The organism is Streptomyces sp. NPDC093071, from assembly GCF_044754545.1.
Classification (GTDB): Bacteria; Actinomycetota; Actinomycetes; order Streptomycetales; family Streptomycetaceae; genus Streptomyces.
In genome coordinates this window covers 316,394-337,567 of record NZ_JBIVPH010000003.1, presented here as the reverse complement: position 1 = coordinate 337,567, position 21,174 = coordinate 316,394, and the positions used below count along the sequence as shown (strand labels likewise).

General features: G+C 73.7%; 22 protein-coding genes and 1 riboswitch. Of the genes, 10 read left to right on the top strand and 12 right to left on the bottom strand.

The window, feature by feature from the left end; translation table 11 throughout:
- Positions 1 to 89 precede the first annotated feature (89 nt).
- Both ACIQD7_RS12830 and ACIQD7_RS12825 read left to right on the top strand, forming a co-directional pair.
- Positions 90 to 1,442 (top strand): class II 3-deoxy-7-phosphoheptulonate synthase, encoded by a 1,353-nt coding sequence (locus tag ACIQD7_RS12830; protein WP_121828490.1) that lies wholly within the window; start codon positions 90 to 92, stop codon positions 1,440 to 1,442.
- Between the two features lie 122 nt (positions 1,443 to 1,564).
- Entirely contained in the window at positions 1,565 to 1,825 is a 261-nt protein-coding gene (locus ACIQD7_RS12825) for a bacterioferritin-associated ferredoxin (RefSeq protein ID WP_121828491.1), read from the top strand.
- Between the two features lie 27 nt (positions 1,826 to 1,852).
- Here ACIQD7_RS12825 and bfr read toward each other — a convergent pair whose 3' ends face one another.
- Positions 1,853 to 2,329 carry a bacterioferritin gene (bfr, locus tag ACIQD7_RS12820; RefSeq protein ID WP_015032978.1) on the bottom strand — a complete coding sequence of 159 codons (477 nt, stop codon included), beginning with the start codon at positions 2,327 to 2,329 and terminating at the stop codon, positions 1,853 to 1,855.
- 184 nt (positions 2,330 to 2,513) lie between these two features.
- Between bfr and ACIQD7_RS12815 the strand changes: the two genes are divergently transcribed.
- The gene (locus ACIQD7_RS12815) at positions 2,514 to 3,170 is read left to right on the top strand and encodes a sulfite oxidase-like oxidoreductase (protein ID WP_383410573.1); all 657 of its coding nucleotides are present in this window, start codon (positions 2,514 to 2,516) and stop codon (positions 3,168 to 3,170) included.
- Between the two features lie 16 nt (positions 3,171 to 3,186).
- On the opposite strand, the gene ACIQD7_RS12810 is transcribed toward ACIQD7_RS12815, so the two are convergent.
- From ACIQD7_RS12810 to thiO, 6 genes are all read right to left on the bottom strand, one after another.
- On the bottom strand, positions 3,187 to 3,708 hold the full coding sequence (locus tag ACIQD7_RS12810) for a DUF4396 domain-containing protein (protein ID WP_402441577.1): 522 nt from the start codon (positions 3,706 to 3,708) through the stop codon (positions 3,187 to 3,189).
- Positions 3,709 to 3,772: 64 nt separating this feature from the next.
- Entirely contained in the window at positions 3,773 to 4,624 is an 852-nt protein-coding gene (locus tag ACIQD7_RS12805; protein ID WP_402441576.1) for a deoxyribonuclease IV, read from the bottom strand.
- 6 nt (positions 4,625 to 4,630) lie between these two features.
- Positions 4,631 to 6,577, bottom strand: coding sequence for a Stk1 family PASTA domain-containing Ser/Thr kinase (pknB, locus tag ACIQD7_RS12800; protein WP_402441575.1), 1,947 nt, complete (start codon positions 6,575 to 6,577; stop codon positions 4,631 to 4,633).
- A 90-nt stretch (positions 6,578 to 6,667) separates the two neighbouring features.
- Complete coding sequence (locus ACIQD7_RS12795; RefSeq protein ID WP_402441574.1) at positions 6,668 to 7,462, bottom strand: thiazole synthase; 795 nt, start codon at positions 7,460 to 7,462, stop codon at positions 6,668 to 6,670.
- A gap of 5 nt (positions 7,463 to 7,467) precedes the next feature.
- Positions 7,468 to 7,686: a sulfur carrier protein ThiS gene (gene thiS, locus ACIQD7_RS12790; protein WP_402442334.1), complete on the bottom strand. Its 219-nt coding sequence runs from the start codon at positions 7,684 to 7,686 to the stop codon at positions 7,468 to 7,470.
- A gap of 71 nt (positions 7,687 to 7,757) precedes the next feature.
- Positions 7,758 to 8,954 carry a glycine oxidase ThiO gene (gene thiO, locus ACIQD7_RS12785; RefSeq protein WP_402441573.1) on the bottom strand — a complete coding sequence of 399 codons (1,197 nt, stop codon included), beginning with the start codon at positions 8,952 to 8,954 and terminating at the stop codon, positions 7,758 to 7,760.
- Positions 8,952 to 9,064: riboswitch (TPP riboswitch) on the bottom strand. (Overlaps the previous gene by 3 nt.)
- Before the next feature lie 93 nt (positions 9,065 to 9,157).
- Between thiO and ACIQD7_RS12780 the strand changes: the two genes are divergently transcribed.
- From ACIQD7_RS12780 to ACIQD7_RS12760, 5 genes are all read left to right on the top strand, one after another.
- Positions 9,158 to 10,372, top strand: a complete 1,215-nt coding sequence (locus tag ACIQD7_RS12780; RefSeq protein ID WP_402441572.1) for an NAD(P)/FAD-dependent oxidoreductase — start codon at positions 9,158 to 9,160, stop codon at positions 10,370 to 10,372.
- A gap of 43 nt (positions 10,373 to 10,415) precedes the next feature.
- Entirely contained in the window at positions 10,416 to 10,781 is a 366-nt protein-coding gene (locus ACIQD7_RS12775; RefSeq protein WP_383417821.1) for an Rv2175c family DNA-binding protein, read from the top strand.
- 195 nt (positions 10,782 to 10,976) lie between these two features.
- Complete coding sequence (thiE, locus tag ACIQD7_RS12770) at positions 10,977 to 11,630, top strand: thiamine phosphate synthase (RefSeq protein ID WP_402441571.1); 654 nt, start codon at positions 10,977 to 10,979, stop codon at positions 11,628 to 11,630.
- 125 nt (positions 11,631 to 11,755) lie between these two features.
- Positions 11,756 to 12,673, top strand: coding sequence for a methylenetetrahydrofolate reductase [NAD(P)H] (gene metF / locus ACIQD7_RS12765; protein WP_121832521.1), 918 nt, complete (start codon positions 11,756 to 11,758; stop codon positions 12,671 to 12,673).
- Between the two features lie 54 nt (positions 12,674 to 12,727).
- Complete coding sequence (locus ACIQD7_RS12760) at positions 12,728 to 13,543, top strand: hypothetical protein (protein WP_161374935.1); 816 nt, start codon at positions 12,728 to 12,730, stop codon at positions 13,541 to 13,543.
- 31 nt (positions 13,544 to 13,574) lie between these two features.
- On the opposite strand, the gene ACIQD7_RS12755 is transcribed toward ACIQD7_RS12760, so the two are convergent.
- The 5 genes from ACIQD7_RS12755 to ACIQD7_RS12735 all read right to left on the bottom strand — a co-directional run bounded on the left by ACIQD7_RS12755 (position 13,575) and on the right by ACIQD7_RS12735 (position 19,631).
- On the bottom strand, positions 13,575 to 15,011 hold the full coding sequence (locus tag ACIQD7_RS12755; RefSeq protein WP_402441570.1) for a phytoene desaturase family protein: 1,437 nt from the start codon (positions 15,009 to 15,011) through the stop codon (positions 13,575 to 13,577).
- Positions 15,012 to 15,055: 44 nt separating this feature from the next.
- Positions 15,056 to 15,694, bottom strand: coding sequence for a DUF4126 domain-containing protein (locus ACIQD7_RS12750; protein ID WP_402441569.1), 639 nt, complete (start codon positions 15,692 to 15,694; stop codon positions 15,056 to 15,058).
- A 323-nt stretch (positions 15,695 to 16,017) separates the two neighbouring features.
- The gene (locus ACIQD7_RS12745) at positions 16,018 to 16,626 is read right to left on the bottom strand and encodes a TetR/AcrR family transcriptional regulator (RefSeq protein ID WP_402441568.1); all 609 of its coding nucleotides are present in this window, start codon (positions 16,624 to 16,626) and stop codon (positions 16,018 to 16,020) included.
- A 43-nt stretch (positions 16,627 to 16,669) separates the two neighbouring features.
- Positions 16,670 to 18,757 (bottom strand): YhgE/Pip family protein, encoded by a 2,088-nt coding sequence (locus ACIQD7_RS12740; RefSeq protein WP_402441567.1) that lies wholly within the window; start codon positions 18,755 to 18,757, stop codon positions 16,670 to 16,672.
- Entirely contained in the window at positions 18,729 to 19,631 is a 903-nt protein-coding gene (locus ACIQD7_RS12735) for an ATP-binding cassette domain-containing protein (RefSeq protein ID WP_402441566.1), read from the bottom strand. Before ACIQD7_RS12735 ends, ACIQD7_RS12740 begins: the two co-directional genes overlap by 29 nt.
- 164 nt (positions 19,632 to 19,795) lie before the next feature.
- Between ACIQD7_RS12735 and ACIQD7_RS12730 the strand changes: the two genes are divergently transcribed.
- Positions 19,796 to 20,314: an SAV_6107 family HEPN domain-containing protein gene (locus ACIQD7_RS12730; RefSeq protein ID WP_121832514.1), complete on the top strand. Its 519-nt coding sequence runs from the start codon at positions 19,796 to 19,798 to the stop codon at positions 20,312 to 20,314.
- 66 nt (positions 20,315 to 20,380) lie between these two features.
- The gene (locus ACIQD7_RS12725; RefSeq protein WP_161374933.1) at positions 20,381 to 21,169 is read left to right on the top strand and encodes a methyltransferase; all 789 of its coding nucleotides are present in this window, start codon (positions 20,381 to 20,383) and stop codon (positions 21,167 to 21,169) included.
- The last annotated feature ends 5 nt before the right edge of the window (positions 21,170 to 21,174 follow it).

Sequence of the window (21,174 nt, the reverse complement as noted above, 5' to 3'; positions counted from 1 at the left end):
TCAAGATCAGCGCCCGACATTCCGGGCACTCGTCTCAGCCACTGGGCGGTGGGACAGGACCGGACGAAGAACCCCGTAATGTTGTCCGTGTGACCGTGAACGCTGATTCCCACGCCGTCGCCAAGGCGACCTGGCGAGACCTGCCCGCGGCGCAGCAGCCCGAGTACCCCGATGCCGAGGCTCTGCGCGATGTGATCGCGGACCTCGAGTCGTATCCTCCGCTCGTCTTCGCCGGCGAGTGCGACCAGCTGCGCGCCCGGATGGGAGCCGTCGCCCGTGGCGAGGCGTTCCTGCTCCAGGGCGGCGACTGCGCCGAGGCCTTCGACGCCGTGTCCGCCGACCACATCAGGGCCAAGCTCAAGACGCTGCTCCAGATGAGCGCCGTCCTCACCTACGCGGCCTCCGTGCCCGTGGTGAAGGTCGGCCGCATCGCCGGGCAGTACTCCAAGCCCCGCTCCAAGGGGACCGAGACCCGCGACGGCGTGACCCTGCCGACGTACCGCGGCGACTCGGTCAACGGCTTCGACTTCAACGAGGCCGCCCGCGTCCCGGACCCCGAGCGCCTGAAGCGGATGTACAACGCCTCCGCCTCCACGCTCAACCTGGTGCGCGCCTTCACCACCGGCGGCTACGCCGACCTGCGCCAGGTGCACGCCTGGAACCAGGACTTCGTGAAGTCGTCCCCGTCGGGCCAGCGCTACGAGGCGCTCGCCCGCGAGATCGACAACGCCCTGAACTTCATGAAGGCCTGCGGCACCGACCCGGCCGAGTTCAAGGCCGTCGAGTTCTACGCCTCCCACGAGGCGCTGCTGCTCGACTACGAGGGCGCCCTGACCCGTACGGACTCGCGCACCGGCAAGCTGTACGACACCTCCGGCCACATGGTCTGGATCGGCGAGCGCACCCGCCAGCTCGACCACGCCCACATCGAGTTCGCCTCGCGGATCGCGAACCCGATCGGCATCAAGCTGGGCCCGACCACCTCGGTGGACGAGGCGCTCACCTACATCGACCGTCTCGACCCGGACCGCGAGGCGGGCCGGCTGACCTTCATCGTCCGCATGGGCGCCGACAAGGTCCGCGACAAGCTCCCCGAGCTGGTCGAGAAGGTCACCGCCTCCGGCGCGGTCGTCGCCTGGGTCACCGACCCGATGCACGGCAACACCTTCGAGGCCGCCTCCGGCCACAAGACGCGCCGCTTCGACGACGTCCTGGACGAGGTCAAGGGCTTCTTCGAGGTCCACAAGGAGCTGGGCACCCACCCCGGTGGCATCCACGTCGAGCTCACCGGCGACGACGTCACCGAGTGCGTGGGCGGCGGCGACGAGATCTTCGTCGACGACCTGCACCAGCGCTACGAGACGGCCTGCGACCCGCGCCTGAACCGCAGCCAGTCGCTCGACCTGGCGTTCCTGGTGGCGGAGATGTACCGCGATCAGTAAGTGGTTTCCTACGACGACGGGGCGCGGATCCTTGTGATCCGCGCCCCATCCTCGTTTTCAGGTCTTTTACGGCCTCGGTCCGCCGGGTAAGGTTAGGTTAACCTAAACGATCTCGGCGGGAGGTGAACCGCGTGTACGTCTGCTCATGCTTCGGTGTCACGGAGAAGCAGGTCAAGGAGCACGCGGACGCGGGCGCCCACACACCGCGCCAGATCGCCTCCGCCTGCAAGGCCGGAACGGACTGCGGTTCCTGCGTCCGTCGCATTCAGGCCATTCTCGGGCGCGGCAACTGCCCCCGGCGCGAGCTGGTCGACCGGGGCGTTCCCGCCCTGGCGGCCGAGACCGCCGTCGCTCCCGTCACCGTCCTCGGCGAAGCCGCCTGACCCCGGGAGCCCGGTCCCGGGACGGGGTCAGCTCGGCTGCTCGATGAGCGTCGAGATGTAGAGCGCCTCGCCCAGGGACTCGATCAGCTCCAGCTGCGTGTCCAGGTAGTCGATGTGGTGCTCCTCGTCCGCGAGGATCTCCTCGAAGAGGTTGGCGGACGTGATGTCCCCCTTGGCGCGCATGACCTCGATGCCGCGCTTGAGGCGGTCGATCGCCTCCACCTCGACCTGACGGTCCGCCTGGAACATCTCGGTGATGGTCTGGCCGACCCGCACGTGGAAGAGCCGCTGGTAGTTGGGCAGGCCGTCGAGCATCAGGATGCGCTCGGTCAGCTTGTCCGCGTGCTTCATCTCGTCGATGGACTCTTCACGGGTGTACTTGGCGAGCTTCGTCCACCCCTTGTTGTCCTGGATGCGGTAGTGCAGCCAGTACTGGTTGATGGCGGTGAGTTCGCCGGTCAGCTGCTCGTTCAGGAACTCGAGGACCTCGGGGTCGCCCTGCATCGCAGAGACTCCTTCCACTTCCACGTTGTGTGTCTGTGCCGTAACTGGGCAGGATGGCCGCATCCTCGCACCCCGAATGGGGGGCGTCCAGTAAGTACAGGCTTAGTGGGAGTTGCCCCGATGGGGGGTGCCGGGGTGGTCGCCTGGTCATGACCACCCCTTGCGGTCTGTCACCATGGATGCCATGGGTCAGCCGGAGAGCGGAGCACACCGGGAAGCGGATCGGTCGGATCGTTCGCCGGACCTTCCGGCGGATCTCCCTCCGGGGCAGCGGATCCAGCGCGGCTGGCCGGTCACCCACTACGGGCCCGTACCCAAGTTCAAGCCGGACCGCTGGGAGTTCCGCGTCTTCGGGGCGACGGCCGACGGCGACAAGCGGTGCTGGAACCACGAGGAGTTCTCGGCCCTCCCGTTCTCCACGGTCACGGCCGATCTGCACTGCGTCACGAAGTTCAGCATGATCGGGGCCGAATGGGGCGGCGTGCCCGCCCGGACGGTCCTGGAGCTCGCCCCGCCCGCGCCCCAGGTCACCCATGTGATGGTCTGGGCCGAGTACGGCTACAGCGCCAACATGCGGCTGGCCGACTTTGCCTCGGACGGCACGATCTTCGCCACCCACAAGGACGGGGAGCTGCTCACCGCCGAGCACGGCTTCCCGCTGCGGCTCGTCGTCCCCCACCTGTACGCCTGGAAGGGCCCGAAGTGGGTCCGGGGCGTGGAGTACATGGCCGCCGACCGGCGGGGCTTCTGGGAGGAGCGCGGCTACCACAACCTCGGCGACCCGTGGCGGGAGCAGCGCTACTCGTACCAGGAGGAGCCCGGGGACGGCCCCGAGCTCTGACGGACCCTCCTGTGGGTCAGTGGTGGTACGGGTGGACCACCGCGTGCCCCTTGCCTCGGCCGATCATCCACTTGTTGACCGGCGTGGTGATCACGAAGGCGGCGGCGAGGGCGAGGGCCAGCACGGTCCAGAAGAGCGGATCGGACAGGTGCGCGTCCATGGCGCCGGGCCAGAGGGCGATGACGCCGTTGTCGATCAGCTCCATGACCGCGATGGAGAGGGTGTCGGCGGCCAGGGCGACCTTGAGCGCCGCCCGGAAGCCGAGGCCGGCGGCCAGGAGGCCGCGCAGGGTGAGCGCGTAGCCGAAGAAGAAGGCGAGGACGACGGCGAGAATCGTCGTCGGCACGTTTCCCCAGCCGAGCGCGGTGCCGATCACCATGCCGAGGACCTCGCCGACGGCGCAGCCGGTCAGGCAGTGCAGCGTGGCCCGGGCCGCCGTGGACCAGCTCGCCCCGCCGGGGGAGCGGTGCGGCCCGTGCCCGGCGTGCTCTCCGTCGTCGTGCTGTTCGGCGTGTCCGGTGTGTTCCCCGTGGCGCATGAGGCCCCCAACGTCGGATGGCGGTTCCCGCCCGAAGGAACCGTATACCCCCTAGGGGTATTCCTCAAGGGCGCAGCTTCTTCAGGAGCTCCACGTCCGCCCGGTGTCCCTCCTTGCCGCCCGGCGTCTCGATGACCAGCGGCACCCCCTCCGTCGCCGGATGGCGCAGCAGTTCCCGGAAGGCGTCCTCGCCGATGTGACCGGCGCCGATGTTCGCGTGCCGGTCCTTGTGGGCGCCCACGACGTCCTTCGAGTCGTTGGCGTGGATCAGCTTCAGCCGCCCCGCGCCGACGGTCTCCACCAGCAGGTCGAGGGTCCGCGCCGCCCCGGACGGGCCCGTCAGGTCGTGCCCGGCGGCGAACACGTGACAGGTGTCCAGGCAGACGCCCAGCTTGGGGTGGCGGTCGAGGGCGTCGAAGTACGGGCCGAAGTCCCAGGTCCGCGAGCAGAGCGAGGAGCCCTGACCGGCCGTCGACTCCAGGAGCAGGTCCGGGTCGTCCGGGTGCGTCAGCTCGTCGAGCAGCGGCAGCAGCCGCTCCCGCACCTGGGCGAGCGCCACCTCGCGCGGCCGGCCGCCGGTCGCCGAGCCGGTGTGCACCACCACGCCCTTCGCGCCGATCTCCCGGCCCCGGCGCAGCGAGTGCCGCAGCGACTCCACCGACCTCTCGGCGGTGGCCTCGGTGTGCGAGCCGAAGTTGATCAGGTACGGGGCGTGCACCCAGGCCGACAGCGAGGCCTCCGCGCACTCGGCCCTGAACCGCTCGTCCTGGGCCGGACTGCCGGCCGGGGTGGCCCAGCCGCGCGGATTGGCGACGAAGACCTGCACGGTCTCGGCGCCCAGTTCGCGGGCGTAGCCCAGGCCGACCGTGGCGAGACCGCCGGCCACGGGGACGTGGCCGCCGACGGGGTTGCGCATGGGTTTCTACAGTCCCTTGATCGTGAGGGTGATCGTGGAGCCCTCGGGGGCGGTGGAGCCGCCCTCCACGGACTGGTCCGCCACCGTGTCGCCGAGGTACGGGAAGGTCTTCTCGACCTTCACCTCGAAGCCCGCGTCCTCCAGGGCGGCGCGCGCGTCCTCGGTCGGCTCGCCGGTGACGTCGGGGACCTCGATCAGCTCGGGGCCCTTGGAGACGGTGAGGGTGATGGTGTCGCCCTCGGCGGCGCGGCTGCCCTCCGCGAGGGACTGGGCGGCGACCGAGCCGGCGTCCTCGGGGGAGCTGATCCGCTCGGGGGCGACCCGGACGGTGAGCCCGGCCTCCTGGAGCGCGGCCGTGGCGTCGGCGACGGTCTCGCCGGTCACATCGGGCACGTCGATCGGGGAGCCCTTGCTGACGACCAGGGCGATCGCCGAGTCGGGGGCGCGCTCGGTGCCGGGCTCGGGGTCGGAGCCGATCACGGCCCCCCGGGCGACGGAGTCGCTGAACTCGCGGGTGACCACCCCCGCGACCAGGCCCTCCTTCTCCAGGGCCTTCCTGGCCTCCGCGAGCGGCTTGTTCCGGAGGTTGGGCACCTTCACGATCTCCGGGCCCCGGGAGAGGGTGAGGACGACCGTGCCGTTGCCCCGCAGGCGCTCGCCGGGCGCCGGGTCGACGGCCATGACGGTGCCGCGCTCGTACACGTCGCTGAAGGCGCGCTTCGTGGTGCCGACCTCCAGGCCGGCGCCGGTGATCCGCTCCGTCGCGGCGGCCTCGGTCTGGCCGAGGACGGCCGGGACGCGGGTGAACTGGCCGGAGTTGATGTACCAGACCCCGCCGCCCAGACCGAGGACGAGCAGGACGGCGGCGATCACGAGCAGCGGGCCGCGCGGCGGCAGCCGGCGGGCGCCGGGGGCCGCGGGCGGCTCGGGCGCCGGCATCCGGCCGGTGTGCGACACCCGGGGGGCGCCGCTCTCCTCCGGCAGCGGCAGGTCGATCACGCTGGTGCGTTCCTCGGCCGGCACGGCACGCGCGATCACGCTCGTCCGGTCGTCGGCGGTGTCCCGGGCGCCGGACCGCGCCTGCGGCGGCACCGCGTCCAGCTGCCCGTCGGTGAGCGCGGACCGGGTCTCCAGGACCAGGCCCAGCAGGGCGACGGCGTCGTGCGGACGGGCCTCGGGGGAGCGGGCCGCAGCGGCCGCGACCAGCCCGTCGAGCCCCGGGGCCAGCCCCGGCACGGCGGCCGAGGGCGCGGGCACGTCCGTGTTCAGGTGCTGGTAGAGGACCTGGGCGGGCGTGTCGCCCGCGTGCGGCTTGCCGCCGGTCAGCATCTCGTACAGGACGACGCCGCAGGCGTACACGTCGGCGCGGGTGTCGGCGGTGCCGTGCTCGATCTGCTCCGGCGCCAGGTATGAGACCGTGCCGAGGACCGAGCCGGTGGTGGCGGTCGCCGAGCCCACGGCCCGGACGAGACCGAAGTCCGCGACCTTCACCCGGCCGTCGTCCCCTATCAGGACGTTCTCCGGCTTCATGTCCCGGTGCACGAACCCGGCCCGGTGCGCGGCACCGAGCGCGGCGAGCACCGGCTCCAGGATGTCGAGCGCGGCCCGGGGCGCCAGGGCGCCCCGCTCGCGCAGCACGTCGCGGAGGGTGCAGCCCGGGACGTACTCCATCGCCAGGTAGACGTACGCGCCCTCGGCGCCCTGGTCGAAGACGCCCACCACGTTGGGGTGCGCCAGCCGGGCGACGGACTTGGCCTCGCGGATGAACCGCTCGACGAAGGCGGCGTCGGTCGCCAGCTGCGGGTGCATCACCTTGAGCGCGAGGACGCGGTCGAGGCGGGTGTCGACGGCCCGGTAGACCGTGGCCATCCCGCCGACGGCGATGCGCGCGTCGACGCGGTAGCGGCCGTCGAGCAGCCGCCCGACGAGGGGGTCCTGAAGGGTCGTGTCCACGGCGACGAGTCTACGAGCCGCGCACACGCGTCCGGTGCGCCCGCCCCGGACCGCAGCACACCTGTGACGAGCGCCGGAGGGCTCCGGGGCTCAGAACGCCGGGCGCTCCGGGTCCAGCCGCGCCAGGCCCTCCACCGGCGACGACGCCTCCGCGAAGTGGCGGCGCGGGATGCGGCCGGCCCGGTGCGCGAGCCGCCCCGCCTCGACCGCGTGCCGCATCGCCGAGGCCATCAGGACCGGCTCCTGCGCCCGGGTGACGGCCGACGCCAGCATCACCGCCGCGCACCCCAGCTCCATCGCGAGCGCCGCGTCCGACGCCGTGCCGGCCCCCGCGTCCAGGATCACCGGCACCCCCGCCCGCTCCGTGATCAGCCGGAAGTTGTGCGGGTTGCGGATGCCGAGCCCGGAGCCGATCGGGGAGCCCAGCGGCATGATCGCCGCGCACCCGACGTCCTCCAGCTTCCGGGCGAGGACCGGGTCGTCGTTGGTGTACGGCAGGACGGTGAAGCCGTCGTCGACCAGGGTCTCCGCCGCGCTCAGGAGCTCCTCGCCGTCCGGCAGCAGGGTCCGCTCGTCGGCCACGACCTCCAGCTTGATCCAGTCGGTGCCGAGCGCCTCCCGGGCGAGCCGGGCGGTCAGGACCGCCTCGCCGGCCGTGAAGCAGCCCGCCGTGTTGGGCAGGACCCGGATGCCGAGCCGGTCCAGGACGGAGAGGACCGAGCCCTGCACGGTCGGGTCCAGGCGCCGCATGGCGACCGTGGTCAGCTCCGTGCCGCTGGCGACCAGGGAGCGCTCCAGGACGTCGAGGCTGGGCGCCCCGCCGGTGCCCATGATCAGGCGCGAGGAGAACTCCGTACCGCCCAGGACGAACACGTCGTCGGACATCGCGCTCAGCCCCCCTGCACCGCGGTCAGGACTTCCACCCGGTCCCCGTCGCCGAGCGGCGTCGACGCCCACTCGCCGCGCGGCACCACCGTCTCGTTCAGGGCGGCGGCCACCCCGGAGCGGGCCGTGGTCAGGGTCGCGACGAGGGCGTCGAGGGAGACGGGGCCGGAGAGCTCGCGCGCCTCCCCGTTCACGAACACGGTCACGGTCACGGACGCGGTCACGGTCGTGGACGCGTCGTTCGCGTTCGCGGTCGCGTCGTGCGCGGGCACGCCGTTCGCGGGTGGGGTCGCGCTCATGCGGGCTGCTCCTGACGTACGGGAGGGACGGGGGAGAAACGGCGGGGGGTGAAGGGGCGCGCCTCGTCGGGCAGGACGCCCGTGGCCAGCACCTCGGCCATGACGTCGCCGGTGACCGGGGTGAGCAGCACCCCGTTGCGGTAGTGGCCGGTGGCGAGCAGCAGACCGGGCAGGGCGGTCGGACCGAGCAGCGGCGCGTTGTCCGGGGACGCGGGGCGCAGCCCGGCCAGGGTCTCGGTGAGCGGCAGCTCGGTGATCCCGGGCACCAGCTCGTGGGCGTCGCGCAGCAGCTCGTACACCCCGCCCGCCGTCACCGTCGTGTCCCAGCCCAGCTCCTCGCTGGTGGCGCCGACGACCAGCTCGCCGTTCTCCCGGGGCACCAGATAGACGTGGCTGCCCCGGACGACGGCCCGGACGGTCCGGGAGAGGAAGGGGGCGTACGCGGCCGGCACCCGCAGCCGCAGGACCTGGCCCTTCACCGGGCGCACCGGCGGAAGCACCTCGTCCGGCACCCCCGCCAGCCGCCCGCTCAGACTGCCCGCCGCGAGGACGGTCTGCCCGGCCTCCAGCTCCCCGCCCCCGGCCAGGACCACGCCGCGCGCCCGGTCCCGCACCACGCTCAGCCGCTCCGCGAGGACCCGGTGGAAGACCACCCCGGCCCGCTCGCAGGCGACGAGGAGCGCGGCGGCGAGCCGGCGCGGATCCACCTGGTGGTCGCCGTCGACCCGCAGGCCGCCGCGCACCCCCGGCGCCAGCATCGGCTCCAGGCGGCGGCACTCGCGGCCGCTCAGCCACTCCGAGGCGAGCCCGCAGCGGGTCTGCAGGGCGTGCAGCTCGCGCAGGTGCGCCCGGTCGTCGGCGTCGAGGGCGACGGCGAGGGTGCCGCAGGCGCGGTGGCCGACGTCGAGACCGGCGGCCTCCTCCAGCTCGGCGACGAAGGCCGGATAGCGGGCGGCGGAGGCGAGGTTGAGCCCGAGCAGGGTCTCCTCGCCGTAGTGCAGCTCGGTGACGGCGGCGAGCATCCCGGCCGCGACCCGCGCGGCCCCGCCGCCCGGCTCCGGGTCGACGACGGCGGTGCTCAGCCCGCGCCGCGCGGCCCGCCAGGCCGTGACCAGGCCGATGATTCCGCCCCCGACCACGAGGACGTCGGTCCCCCGGACGTCGGGAGCCCTTCGCGCTTCGGAAGAACGCATGGGCGTCCAGCCCCTCCCTTCGCCGGCATGACCCGGATCAGGTTCGTACGGTCGGAGGCCGTCCAGCCTCCCTCTCAGCCCGGTGCGTCCGGGCTCCCGCGAGTGCTTTACGCCCGCCAGACTAGCTTCCGCCGGGCCCGTGCCACGAGGGGGCCCGGCCCCCCGCCCTTCCTGACGGGGGGTCAGGTACGTAAGGTGACCGTGTGAGCGAGCAGAAGCAGACCCAGCGGCGCGTCGTGGTCGTCGGCGCCGGGATGGCGGGCGTCCAGACCGCCGTCGCCCTGCGCGAGCAGGGCTTCACCGGTCCCGTCACCCTCATCGGGGCCGAACCCCACCAGCCCTACGACCGGCCCCCGCTCTCCAAGGCGGTCCTCCTCGGAAAGGCCGAGGACTCCGCCTTCGACGTCGACTTCGAGGACCTCGGCATCGAACTCCGGCTCGGCGTGGACGTCACCGGACTGCGCGCCGCCGACCACGAGGTCGACACCGAGGCCGGGCCCGTCGCGTACGACACCCTGGTGATCGCCACCGGTGCCCATCCGCTCGTCCTGCCCGGCTCCGACGGCGTCCCCGGCGTCCACCTGCTGCGCACCCTCGACGACGCCGTGCGCCTCGGGCCCGTCCTGGAGCGCCGCCACGCCGTCGTGGTCGTCGGCGCCGGCTGGATCGGCGCCGAGTTCGCCACCGCCGCGCTCGGCGCGGGCTGCGCCGTCACCGTCGTCGAGGCCGCCGACCTCCCGCTCGCCGGGGTCCTGCCCGTCGAGGTCGCCGCCCCCATGGCCGAGTGGTACGGGGCGAACGGCGCCGAACTCCTCACCCGCGCGCGCGTGGACGCGGTCGAACCCGGCCGGGTCCTCCTCGCCGACGGCCGCGCACTGCCCGCCGAGGCCGTCGTCGTCGGCATCGGCGCCCGCCCCGCCACCGCCTGGCTCGCCGGCTCCGGCATCGCCCTCGACCCGAGCGGCGCCGTCACCGCCGACGACCGGCTGCGCACCTCCCTGCCCGACGTGTACGCGGTCGGGGACTGCGCCTCCTTCCCCTCCGCCCGCTACGGCGAGCGCCTCCTCGTCCACCACTGGGACAACGCGCTCCAGGGCCCCCGCACGGTCGCCGCCGCGATCGTCGGCGCCGAGCCCGGGCCGTACGACCCCGTGCCGTACTTCTGGTCCGAGCAGTTCGGGCACTTCGTCCAGTACGCGGGACACCACGCGGGCGCGGACGAGCTGCTGTGGCGCGGCACCCCGGCGGACGAGACCTGGTCGGTCCTCTGGCTGCGCGCCGGCGTGCCGGTGGCCCTCCTCACCGTCGGCCGCCCCCGCGACCTGGCCCAGGGCCGCAGACTGATCGAGACGGCGACCCCGCTCGACCCGACCCGTGCGGCGGACCCCTCCGTACCCCTGAAGGCGGCAGTGCGGTAGGCCCGACTACCGGCTGTCGGTCCGGGATGGCAGGCTTGTCCACGTGACCGAGATTGACGCAAAGATCGATGCTCTCGTCCCCGCCTGGCTCTACCTGCCCGACATCGCGGAGATGCTCGATGTCGAGGTGACGCGCGTGCGGCAGCTGGTCAAGGACGGCCAGCTCATCGCCGTGCGCCGCGGAGAGAACAACGCGCTGCAGGTGCCCGCCGCCTTCATCCAGGGCGACAAGGTCGTCAAGGGCCTCACCGGGACCCTGACCCTGCTGCGGGACGACGGCTTCACCGACGAGGAGATGCTGGAGTGGCTCTTCACTCCGGACGAGAGCCTGCCGGGCACGCCCGCGCAGGCGCTCGGCGAGAACCGCGGCACGGAGGTGAAGCGCCGCGCCCAGGCGCTCGCCGTCTGACGCGCCCGGCCTGACGCGCGCCGCCCGGCGCACACGGCCCGGCGCGCCGCCCGACATGCACGGCCGGGCGACACGCCGCCCGGCGCGCGTCGTCCGACACGTACCGAAGACACCACCTGCGGGTGTCGTGACGGCCGGTCCCCCCGGGGGCCGGCCGTCACGGCGCCGGCGGCACCGAACGGGGGGAACCCACCCATGCCCACGCCTCGCGAGCGGCTCGCCGACGCCCGGCTCTACCTGTGCACCGACGCCCGGAAGCGCCAGGGCGACCTGCCCGCCTTCCTCGACGCCGTGCTCTCCTCCGGCGTGGACGTCGTACAGCTCCGCGACAAGGGCATGGAGGCCGCCGAGGAGCTGGAGCACCTCGCCGTCCTCTCCGACGCCGTCCGCCGGCACGGCAAGCTCCTCGCCGTGAACGACCGGGCCGACGTCGCCCACGCCATCGGCTCCGACGTCCTCCACCTCGGCCAGGGCGACCTGCCCGTCCCCGCCGCCCGCGCGATCCTCGGCGACGGGATCCTGATCGGCCGCTCCTGCCACGCCGAGTCCGAGGTGGCCGCGGCCGCCGCCGAACCGGGCGTCGACTACTTCTGCACCGGCCCCTGCTGGCCCACCCCCACCAAGCCCGGACGGTACGCGCCGGGGCTGGACCTCGTGCGGTACGCGGCCGGCCTGGCCCAGGACCGCCCCTGGTTCGCCATCGGCGGCATCGACGGGAGCAACCTCGACGAGGTCCTGGACGCGGGCGCGCGCCGGATCGTCGTCGTCCGGGCGATCACCGAGGCCGACGACCCGGCCGCCGCGACCGCCGCCCTCGCCCGGCGCGTCCGGGAGCGCGCCGGACACTGAGGCCCGCCGGACCCGCGTCCACCACCCGGACGGACCCGGGTCCGCCGTCCGGAACGTGTCCGAAAAAGTGTCCACCGATCGGACAGGGCACACGCGGCCCGCCGCACCCCGTCTAACCTGCCGGTATGGCCCTTGGTACCGCTTCCGTCCGCTCGGACCGCGCCCGCACGGTCCGCGACATCCTCGCCTCCGGCGGCACGTCGTACTCCTTCGAGTTCTACGCGCCCCGGACCGAGAAGGGTGAGCAGAGCCTCTGGAAGGCCATGCGCCGGGTCGAGGCGGTCGGCCCCAGCTTCGTCTCCGTGACCTACGGCGCCGGCGGCACCACCCGGGGCGGCACCGTCAAGGCCACCCAGAAGATCGCCTCCGACAGCACCCTCACCCCCGTCGCGCACCTCACGGCCGTCGGCCAGTCCGTCGCCGAGCTGCGCAACATCCTGGGCCAGTACGCCGACGCCGGGATCCGCAACATGCTCGCCCTCCGGGGCGACCCGCCGGGCGACCCGCTGGGCGAGTGGATCGAGCACCCGGAGGGCGTCCGTTACGCCGCCGACCTGGTCCGGCTGATCAAGGAGTCGGGCGACTTCTGCGTCGGCGTCGCCGCCTTCCCCGAGATGCACCCCCGCTCCACCGACTGGGACACGGACATCCGGCACTTCGTGGACAAGTGCCGCGCCGGCGCCGACTACGCCATCACCCAGATGTTCTTCGACCCGGAGAACTACCTGCGGCTCCGCGACAGCGCGGTCAAGGCGGGCTGCGAGACCCCGATCATCCCCGAGGTCATGCCCGTCGTGAACGTGAAGACCCTCGACCGGCTGCCCCAGTTGAGCAACGCCGCCTTCCCGGCGCGCGTGAAAGACCGCATCCTCGCCGTCAAGGACGATCCCGCCGCTGTACGCTCCATCGGTATCGAGTTCGCGACGGAGTTCTGCGCGCGTCTGCTGTCCGAGGGCGTCCCCGGGCTGCACTTCATCACGCTCAACAGCTCCACCGCGACACTCGAGATCTACGAGAATCTCGGACTGCACCAGCAGTCGTGACCGGTCGTACCCGCCCCGACCCGCGGCGGTGACCGTGGAGAGGGGCGGCGGGGCATGGGGTGGACGGTCCTCTACATCGCGTTCGGCGTGGTCGCGCTGTGGCTGCTGGGGGAGGTGCTCCTCCAGTACAAGGCGCGGCTGCGCTGGCGCGTGCTCGCCTTCTGCGGCTTCCTCTTCGTGGTCCTGGGCGTCCTGCTGCCCTCGGTCCCGGTGATCGTCGCCGGCGCGCTCGCCTTCGCCGTCGGCCAGACGTACGTGACGCTCTCGTTCCGCCGGGGCTTCTCCACCGGCTGGGCGATCGGCGGCAACCCGGGCGCGAGCCGCCGCCGCAGGTCCGGGGCACCGGCCCAGGCCGGACCCACCCTGGAGGTCACGGACCTCTCGTACGACGAGCCGGACGCCGCCCACCACGGCCCCGGGGAGCACCGGGAGACGGCCGCCGGGGGCGCGGAGGTCTACGAGCCCCTGCCGATGCCCGACGACACCGGCCAGTACGGGGTCTACGACACCGGCCGCGACGCCGCTCCCGCCGCCGACCACGGCTACGATCCGGCGGCCTACGCCCCCTACGCGGCGGGATACGAGCAGGGGTACGAGCAGCCCGCCCCCCAGCAGGGCTACGACTACGGGACCGCCGGGCAGCAGCAGTACGCCGCCTACTCCGACCCGTACATCGGCCCGGGCACGGACAACCAGCAGTACGGCTCGTACTACGGCGACCCCTACGCCCCCTCGTACACCTACGACACCCCGCCCGGCGGGGTCTGGGTCCCGCAGCAGCGCGACACCGAGCCGGAGCCGCAGCAGCAGGCGCCGGGGCCGTACGGGTACGAGCCGCACCAGGACGACAAGGAGCAGTACCGGTACTGAGGCCCGCGGGCCCGCCCGGGGCCCCGGGGACTCACCGCGAGCCGCGGAAGTCCGCGCCCTCCACGATCAGCCCCGCCACTAGCGCGCCCGACATGCCCGCGTGGGCGAGCCCGCCGCCGGGGTGCGACCAGCCGCCCGCGAAGTACAGGCCCGGCAGCGGCGAGCGGTTCCCGGCCGGGAGCAGCCGCCCGTCCGCCCCGGCGAGCGCGGGCCCGGGCACCTCGGCGGCGCCGGTGTCCCGCCGCACGTCCTCCGGGGTGCGGACGTGCCGCCACAGCAGCCGCTCCCGGAGGTCCGGCACCGCCCGCCCGGCGGCCTCGACCATCAGGTCGGCGAACGCCTCCCCGTCCCGCTCCCGGTCCGTACGGACCGTCGCCGTGACCGTCACCGCCTCGTGGTCCGCGTCCGGGCGCAGCGCCGGGTCGTCCGGCCGCAGCACGGTCACCGCGGGCCGCCCGCCGTCCGCGTGCACGACCGTGCGGTGGACCGCGTCCGCCTCCCGGGCGCCGCGCAGGGCCAGACAGACCGTCACCCGGCTCGTGCCGAGGGCCTGGTGGCGCGGCACGTCCTCGTCGCCCCGCTCCCATGCGACGACGTGCTCGCGGTAGAGCGCGGGGACCGGCGCCCCGGAGACCACGTGGTCGGCCGCGACCTCCTCGCCCCCGGCGAGCCGGACGCCGACCGCCCGGCCGTCCTTCTCCAGGACGTCCTCCACCGGCGCGTCGAAGACGAACTCCACCCGCCGCTTCCGGCACCGCTCGTACACCGCGTCGGCGAGCGCCCGCAGGCCCCCGGCCACGTACCAGCTGCCGAAGGTCTGCTCCATGTACGGCAGGACGGCGGCCGAGGCCGGGGCGTCGGCCGGGTCGAAGCCGTACGACCACGCGTACGCGTCCAGGAGGGCGGCGAGCCGGGGATCGCGCAGCTCCCGCGCCCCCACCTGGTCCAGCGTCCTCGTGGGGCGGCGCAACAGGCCCGGCTTGGGGGCCGGGTACGGCTCGCGGGCGAGCGGCGCAGGGTCGGCCGGCTGCGGCTCCTCCAGGAGCGGGCGGCGGGTGCGGTCCCAGGCCTCGCGGGCCCGCGTCAGGAAGTCGCCCCAGCGCTCGCCCGCGCCCGCGCCGAGCGCCGCGTCCAGGGCGGCGACCGTGCCGGCCCGGGAGGCGTTCGGCAGGTCCACGCGCGTGCCGTCGGCGAAGACGTGACGGCCCGCCGGATCGACCTGCGTCAGCGTGACGCACCGCTCCAGGGGCTCCTTGCCCGTCTTCACGAACAGGTCCCGGTACACGGCGGGCAGGTGCAGCAGCCCCGGGCCCGTGTCGAAGGCGAAGCCGTCGCGCGCGTACCGGCCCACCGCGCCGCCGTGCGTCGCCCCCCGCTCGTACACCGTCACCCGGTGGCCCGCCACGGCCAGTCGGGCCGCCGCCGCCATGGCGCCGAGTCCCGCGCCGATCACCACAATCCGTGCCATGCCGGCGAGCCTATCCGGCCCCTCCGACAGCCCTGAGCGGGAGGTCAGGGGCGGCGCGGCCCGTCGTCGGGCGGGGGCGGGGTGCGGGCCCCGGCGGCGAGCCGCCGCTCCTCCCGGCGCTGGGACCTGCGGCGCAGGAAGCGGCGGATCCGCCGCGCGAGGAAGGCGATTATCACCAGGCCCAGCAGGAGCAGGACGCCCGCGACGACCGCCGCCGCCACCGGGTGGAAGATCGCGAAGGTGACGACCGCCGCCACCCCGAGGTCCTCCGCCAGGCTCACCCCGATGTTCGAGAACGGCTCCGGCGAGGTGTTGACCGCCATCCTCGTCCCCGCCTTGACGACGTGGCTCATGAGGGCCGTCGAACCGCCGACCGCGGCCGCCGCCAGCTCCGGCAGCGACCCGTCCTGCCCGGCGAGCAGGGCGCCGACGACAGCCCCCGCGACCGGCCGGATCACGGTGTGCACGGAGTCCCACATCGAGTCGACGTACGGGACCTTGTCCGCCACCGCCTCGCACAGGAACAGCACGCCCGCGACCACGAGCACGTCGGTGCGCTGCAGGGACTCGGGCACCTCGTCGGTCAGACCGGTCGCGCCGAAGAGACCGAGCAGCAGGACCACCGCGTACGCGTTGATCCCGCTCGCCCAGCCGCTGGTGAACACCAGGGGGAGTACGGACACGCCCGCGATCGTAACCAGGTCTGAGTACCCGTACCTAGGGGACGAGATGAGTAGGCGCGCGGATGGGCCCGGCGGCCCCCGGAGGAGAGAGTGGAGCCCACGGAAGGGGCGCGGCTCCGGAACCGCCGGCACGGGGCGGCGGAACGGGGCCGCGCACCTGCCGGTGACGGAGGGCACGGGGGCACGGGGGTGCGCCTTCCGGTACGGGGGTACGACGGGAAGCCGGTGCGGCGAGGCTCGGGGGGATCGAGCCTCACCGCACCGGCTTCTTCCGTGCCCGGATGCTTTTCCGTGTCCACGCGTGCGCGTGGCTCCCGGCGTTCCTAGCGGCCGCCCACCCGGCCGTGCAGCAGCCGGGAGAGGGCCGCGTGCACGTCGTCGAGGGAGCGCTCGCTCTGGAAGGCCTGCCAGTCGAGCGCCGCCACGAGGACCATGCCGACGAGCGCCGCCGCCGTGAGCTGGACGTCGATCTCCTCGTTCAGCTCCCCGGCCTCGACCCCCTCGCGCAGCACCCCCTCGACCACCGCGACCGCCTCCTGGCGGACCACCAGGAGCGTGGAGTTCCAGGCCCGGTTGGTGCGCCAGAGCTCGGCCACGTACAGCTGGGTGAAGGCCGGGTAGCGGTCGATGAAGACGAGGCCCGCCCGGATCATCGCGTCCAGCGCGTCGACCCGGCTCCCGCCGCGCCCGGCGGTCTCCTCGGCCGCCGTGCGCAGGGAGGCGGTGAGCAGCGACACCCCGTGGCGCAGCAGCTCCTCGAAGAGCTCGGTCTTGCTCTTGAAGTTGTAGTAGACCGTGCCCTTGGCCACGCCGGCCCGCTCGGCGATCTCGTCCACCGTCGTCGCGGAGAAGCCCTGCTCCGCGATGAGCGTGACGGCCGCTTCGTAGAGCTTCGCGCGCGTGGCCCGGCGTCTGGTGCTGCTGCTGTCCATGGGGTCGATTCTCACAGGTGTCACGGGTGGTACCGGCCCTGTCTCACAGGGTCAGTTCGGGGTGGAGCCGGTCCAGCGTCCAGACCTGGCGCCTGCGGGCCGACACGGCGGTCAGGGCCAGGGCGCCCAGGGTGAACGCCGCCAGGACCGCGCAGGACTGCCAGACGGGTTCGAGCCCGCCGCCGGTGATCAGCCGGCGCAGCGACTCCACCACGTAGGTCATCGGCAGGAAGGGGTGGATCGCGTTGAAGAAGGCCGGGCTGGTCTGGACGGGGTACGTGCCGCCCGCCGAGGTCAGCTGGAGCATCAGGGCCGCGAGCACCAGGATCCGGCCCGCCGCGCCGAAGCGGGCGTTGAACCACTGGATGATCGCCGTGAAGCAGCAGGTGACCAGGGCGAGGAAGCCGACCGTGCCGGCGGCCCGCGCCATCTGGAGGCCGAGGCCCCAGTGCAGCACCGACATCAGGGCCGCGACCTGGAGGAGGCCGATCGCCGCCACCGGCAGCCAGCCCGCGAGCGCGATCCGCCAGGCGGAACCGCCCGCGGCGAGCGCGCGCCGGTTCAGCGGCTGGATGATCATGTACGCGACCATCGCGCCGACCCAGAGGGAGAGCGGGATGAAGTACGGGGCGAAACCGGTGCCGTAGTTCGGCGCCTTGTGCATCGACTGGGAGGCGAGCCGCACCGGGTCGGCCATGACCTCCGTGCGCTTGTCGCGGGCCTGCTGGTCGTAGTCCGGGATCTGCTCGACCCCGTCGCGCAGCCCGCCGGCCAGCTCGCCGGAGCCGTCGGCCAGCTTGAACAGGCCGCCGTCCAGGTCGCCCGCGCCCTTCTTGAGCCTGCCGACGCCCGCGTCGAGGTTCACCGAGCCGGTCTTCGCCTCGGTGACGCCGGTGTGCAGCTTCGCCGCGCCCGCCGCGACCTTCTTGGCGCCCGTGTTCAGCTCGTTGATCTTCCGGATGGCGCCCTCGACGTCCTCGTCGAGGTGCGGCGCCCGGGCGGCCAGCTCGTCGGCCTGCTTCTTCAGCGTGACCAGGCGCGCGTTCAGGGTCTTCAGGTCGCCGTTGCTGTCCTTGGTCAGCTCGTGCACGTCGTCCGCGATGACGGCCACGTCGCCGGCGGTGACCGCGGCCCGCTTCAGCACCTTGCACACCTGGGCGTCGGGCTCCGGGACCTCCACGCAGGCCTCGCGGTGCAGCGCGGCCAGCTCGGCGTCGGCCTTGTGCGCGGCGGTGCGGAGCTGGGGGCCCCGCTTCACCAGGACGTCGAGGTTGTGCTGGACGGCGGTGGCCGAGTCGGAGACGAGCCGGGCGGTGTCGCGGATCGACTTGCCGTTGTTCGCCAGGTAGGGGCGGACCTTGTCGGCGGTGCCGTTCACCTTGTCGGCGAGCGTCTGCGTGCCGGTCGCGACCTCGCGGGAACCTTTCTCCAGGTCCTTGGCGCCCTTGTCGAGCTTCTTCAGGCCCGCGGCCAGGTCGCCGCTGCCGGTCTTGGCGTCCCCGAGACCGTCCGCCAGGCTCTTGGAGCCCTTCTTGGCCTTGTCCACGCCCTGCTTGAGGTCGGCCGCGCCCTTGGCGGCCTTCTCGGTGGCGTCGTGGATGTCGGAGAAGGAGATGAAGATCTTGTCGAGGAAGGTGCGCGAGGACTTGGTGGAGGCGGCGGTGCGGACCTCGGAGAAGACCGTCCGGGAGATCTGCCCGACGATGTAGTTGTTCGCGTCGTTCGTCCGCACCCGCAGGGCGCCGGTCTCGGGGGAGTCGCCGGAGCTGGAGGCGATGCGCGTGCTGAAGTCGCCGGGCATGGTCAGGGACAGGTAGTACGTGCCGTCCTCGACGCCCCTGCGCGCCTCCTCGTCGCTCACCCGGTGCCAGGCGAAGGTCTCGCTCTCCAGGAGCCCCTTCGTGATGTCGTCGCCGGCGTTGATCCGCTTGCCGTCGGCGGTGGCGCCCCGGTCCTCGTTGACGAGGGCGACGGGGATCTTGTCGAGCCTGCCGTACGGGTCCCAGAACGAGTACAGGTACAGGGCGCCGTACAGCAGCGGCAGCAGCAGGACGGCGACGAGCGCGGCGCGCGGCAGCTTGCCCCTGCCGAAGCGCCTCAGCTCAAGAGCGGCCAGTTTCGGCGAGCGCATCGGCCGCCCCCTCCTCGGTCGTGGACGCGGGGTCGCCCGCGCCGGTGTCGGTGCGGGTTGCCCCGGCGGTGTCCTCCGGGCCGGTGCCCTTCGGCGCGTCGGCGGCCTTCTCCGTGGAGACCTTCACGGGAGCCTCGGGCGCCTCCGGGGTTTCGGGCGCCTCGGGCGCCTCCGTGGTGATCCGCAGAGCGCCCTCCGGGGCCTCGCTGCAGACGGCGAGGACGGTCGTCCCGGAGGCGGTCAGGGAGCGCAGGAGCGTCCAGACCTCGGTCCGGGCCGCGTCCGAGAGCTTCAGGTCCGTGTCGTCCACGGCCAGCAGCCGGGGCCGCCCGATCAGGGCGAGGGCGATGGAGAGCCGCAGCGCCTCCAGCCGCTCCAGGTCCCGTACGGAGGTCCGCCCGCCCTTCGGCAGGGCGTCCAGGTCGAGCCCCGCGGCCGCCACGGCCTCCGCGATCCGGGCCCGCGCCTCCGCCGCCCGGGTGCCGGGGCGCCGCAGCAGCGCCCGTACGGAACCGTCGAAGCGGTGCTGGAGCAGCGCCCGCTCGTGCAGGTGCTCGGCGACCGTGAAGGCGGGGTCGAGCTCGTTGACGCCCGGGACCTGGCCCAGCGCGCTGATCCGGCGCACCGCGGCCATCTTCCGGGGCAGCGGCAGGCCGCCGACCTCGGCGAGCCCCTCCTTGGCCTTCATCCGGCCGGTGAGCGCGAGGAGCAGACAGGTGCGCCCCGAGCCCGACGGCCCCTCGATCGCCACCAGCGTGCCCGGCTCCGCCCGGAAGGACACCTTCCGGAAGGCCCAGCCCCGCGGCCCCTTCAGCCCGAAGCCGTCCGCGACGACGGCGGCGCCGTGCGGCTGTTCCTCTGCTTCCGCGCCCACGGACTCACCCCCCACTCCCCATTTTTGAACTGACCAGTCAGTCCAAAAGTTACCCCTGTGCCGGGCCCTTCGCAAAACCGCAGGTCAGCGTGATTGTCAGTGGGGGTGGGCACGATGGACACATACGGCCACAGCGCCGTCACGCGACGACAGGAGGCTTCGTCATGGCACGTCCATCCGCAGCAGCCGCACCCCGGCGCCACCCGGTCCCCGCGCACTCCGGACCCGCGTCCGACATCCACCCCGTCTCCCGCCGCACCGCCGCCCCGCCCGCCGCCCTCGACCTCCTCGCCAAGGCCCGTGCCGGGCTCACCGAGGCCGCCGCCCTCGACCGCCCCCACGAGCGCTACGCCACCGCCCACCTCGCCGCCCTGCGCGCCGCCGCCGCGGTGCTCGCCGCCCGGGGCACCCCCGACCCCGTACCCCGTCGCAAGGAGCGGATACGCACCGCCTGGGAGCTGCTCGCCGAGCTGGCGCCCGAGCTGACCGAGTGGAGCGCCCACTTCGCCGCCGGGGCGCCGCGCCGGGCCCGCGCCGAGGCGGGCATCACCAGTGCGGCCACCCCCAGGGAGGCCGACGACCTCCTCAGGGACGCCGAGTACTTCGCGCGCCTGGTCGAGCGGCTGCTCGCCCTCCAGCCGGTGCTGCCCCGCGGCCCCGGGGGCGACGACGCGGAAGGATGATCCGAAAGGCGGGAGCGAGGCCATAGGGTGGGGAGGTCCGTACCCGTCACCGAGGAGTCAACAGCCGTGCCGGACCCTTCCCCCGCCTTCGGACGAGAGGCGACCTCACGCCCGTCGCGCGCCTCCCTGCGCACCGCCGTCGTCTGGGACGTCCTCAAGGACGCCCTGGACCGCCGGGTCGAGGCCACCGGGAAGGACGGTCTCGACGTCCTCGACACGGGCGGCGGCTCCGGGAACTTCGCGGTCCCGGTGGCCCGCCTCGGCCACCGGGTCACCGTCGTCGACCCCAGCCCCAACGCGCTCTTCGCGCTGGAGCGCCGGGCCGCCGAGGCCGGCGTCGCCGACCTCGTCACCGGCGTCCAGGGCGACGTCCGGGGCCTCTTCGACGTGGTCGGGCGCGAGGGGTACGACGCCGTGCTCTGCCACGGCGTCCTGGAGTACGTCGACGACCCCGCCGAGGGCGTGCGCAACGCGGTCGCCGCGCTCCGCCCCGGCGGCAGCCTCAGCCTGCTCGCCGCCGGGGTCGGCGGCGCCGTCCTGGCCCGCGCCCTCGCCGGCCACTTCACCGAGGCCCGGCACGCGCTCACCGACCCGGCGGGCCGCTGGGGCGCGGGCGACCCCGTGCCCCGGCGCTTCACCGCCGAGCAGCTCGCCGAGCTGGCCGACGAAGCGGGCCTGGAGGTCGGCGCCGTGCACGGCGTCCGGGTCTTCGCCGACCTCGTCCCCGGCGTCCTCGTCGACACCGAGCCGGGCGCGGCCGAGGCCCTCCTCCGGCTGGAGGCGGCCGCCGCGGAGCTGCCCTCCTTCCACGCCGTCGCCACCCAGTTGCACGTCCTCGGCGAGAAGCGGGCCTGATCCGG

Excerpts from the sequence above, each read along its gene's own strand:
- bfr (WP_015032978.1), bottom strand. The coding sequence starts at position 2,329 with ATGCAGGGCGACCCCGAGGTCCTCGAGTTCCTGAACGAGCAGCTGACC.
- ACIQD7_RS12815 (WP_383410573.1), top strand. The coding sequence starts at position 2,514 with ATGGGTCAGCCGGAGAGCGGAGCACACCGGGAAGCGGATCGGTCGGAT.
- ACIQD7_RS12810 (WP_402441577.1), bottom strand. The coding sequence starts at position 3,708 with ATGCGCCACGGGGAACACACCGGACACGCCGAACAGCACGACGACGGA.
- ACIQD7_RS12805 (WP_402441576.1), bottom strand. The coding sequence starts at position 4,624 with ATGCGCAACCCCGTCGGCGGCCACGTCCCCGTGGCCGGCGGTCTCGCC.
- ACIQD7_RS12795 (WP_402441574.1), bottom strand. The coding sequence starts at position 7,462 with ATGTCCGACGACGTGTTCGTCCTGGGCGGTACGGAGTTCTCCTCGCGC.
- thiO (WP_402441573.1), bottom strand. The coding sequence starts at position 8,954 with ATGCGTTCTTCCGAAGCGCGAAGGGCTCCCGACGTCCGGGGGACCGAC.
- thiE (WP_402441571.1), top strand. The coding sequence starts at position 10,977 with ATGCCCACGCCTCGCGAGCGGCTCGCCGACGCCCGGCTCTACCTGTGC.
- metF (WP_121832521.1), top strand. The coding sequence starts at position 11,756 with ATGGCCCTTGGTACCGCTTCCGTCCGCTCGGACCGCGCCCGCACGGTC.
- ACIQD7_RS12760 (WP_161374935.1), top strand. The coding sequence starts at position 12,728 with ATGGGGTGGACGGTCCTCTACATCGCGTTCGGCGTGGTCGCGCTGTGG.
- ACIQD7_RS12755 (WP_402441570.1), bottom strand. The coding sequence starts at position 15,011 with ATGGCACGGATTGTGGTGATCGGCGCGGGACTCGGCGCCATGGCGGCG.
- ACIQD7_RS12745 (WP_402441568.1), bottom strand. The coding sequence starts at position 16,626 with ATGGACAGCAGCAGCACCAGACGCCGGGCCACGCGCGCGAAGCTCTAC.
- ACIQD7_RS12740 (WP_402441567.1), bottom strand. The coding sequence starts at position 18,757 with ATGCGCTCGCCGAAACTGGCCGCTCTTGAGCTGAGGCGCTTCGGCAGG.
- ACIQD7_RS12730 (WP_121832514.1), top strand. The coding sequence starts at position 19,796 with ATGGCACGTCCATCCGCAGCAGCCGCACCCCGGCGCCACCCGGTCCCC.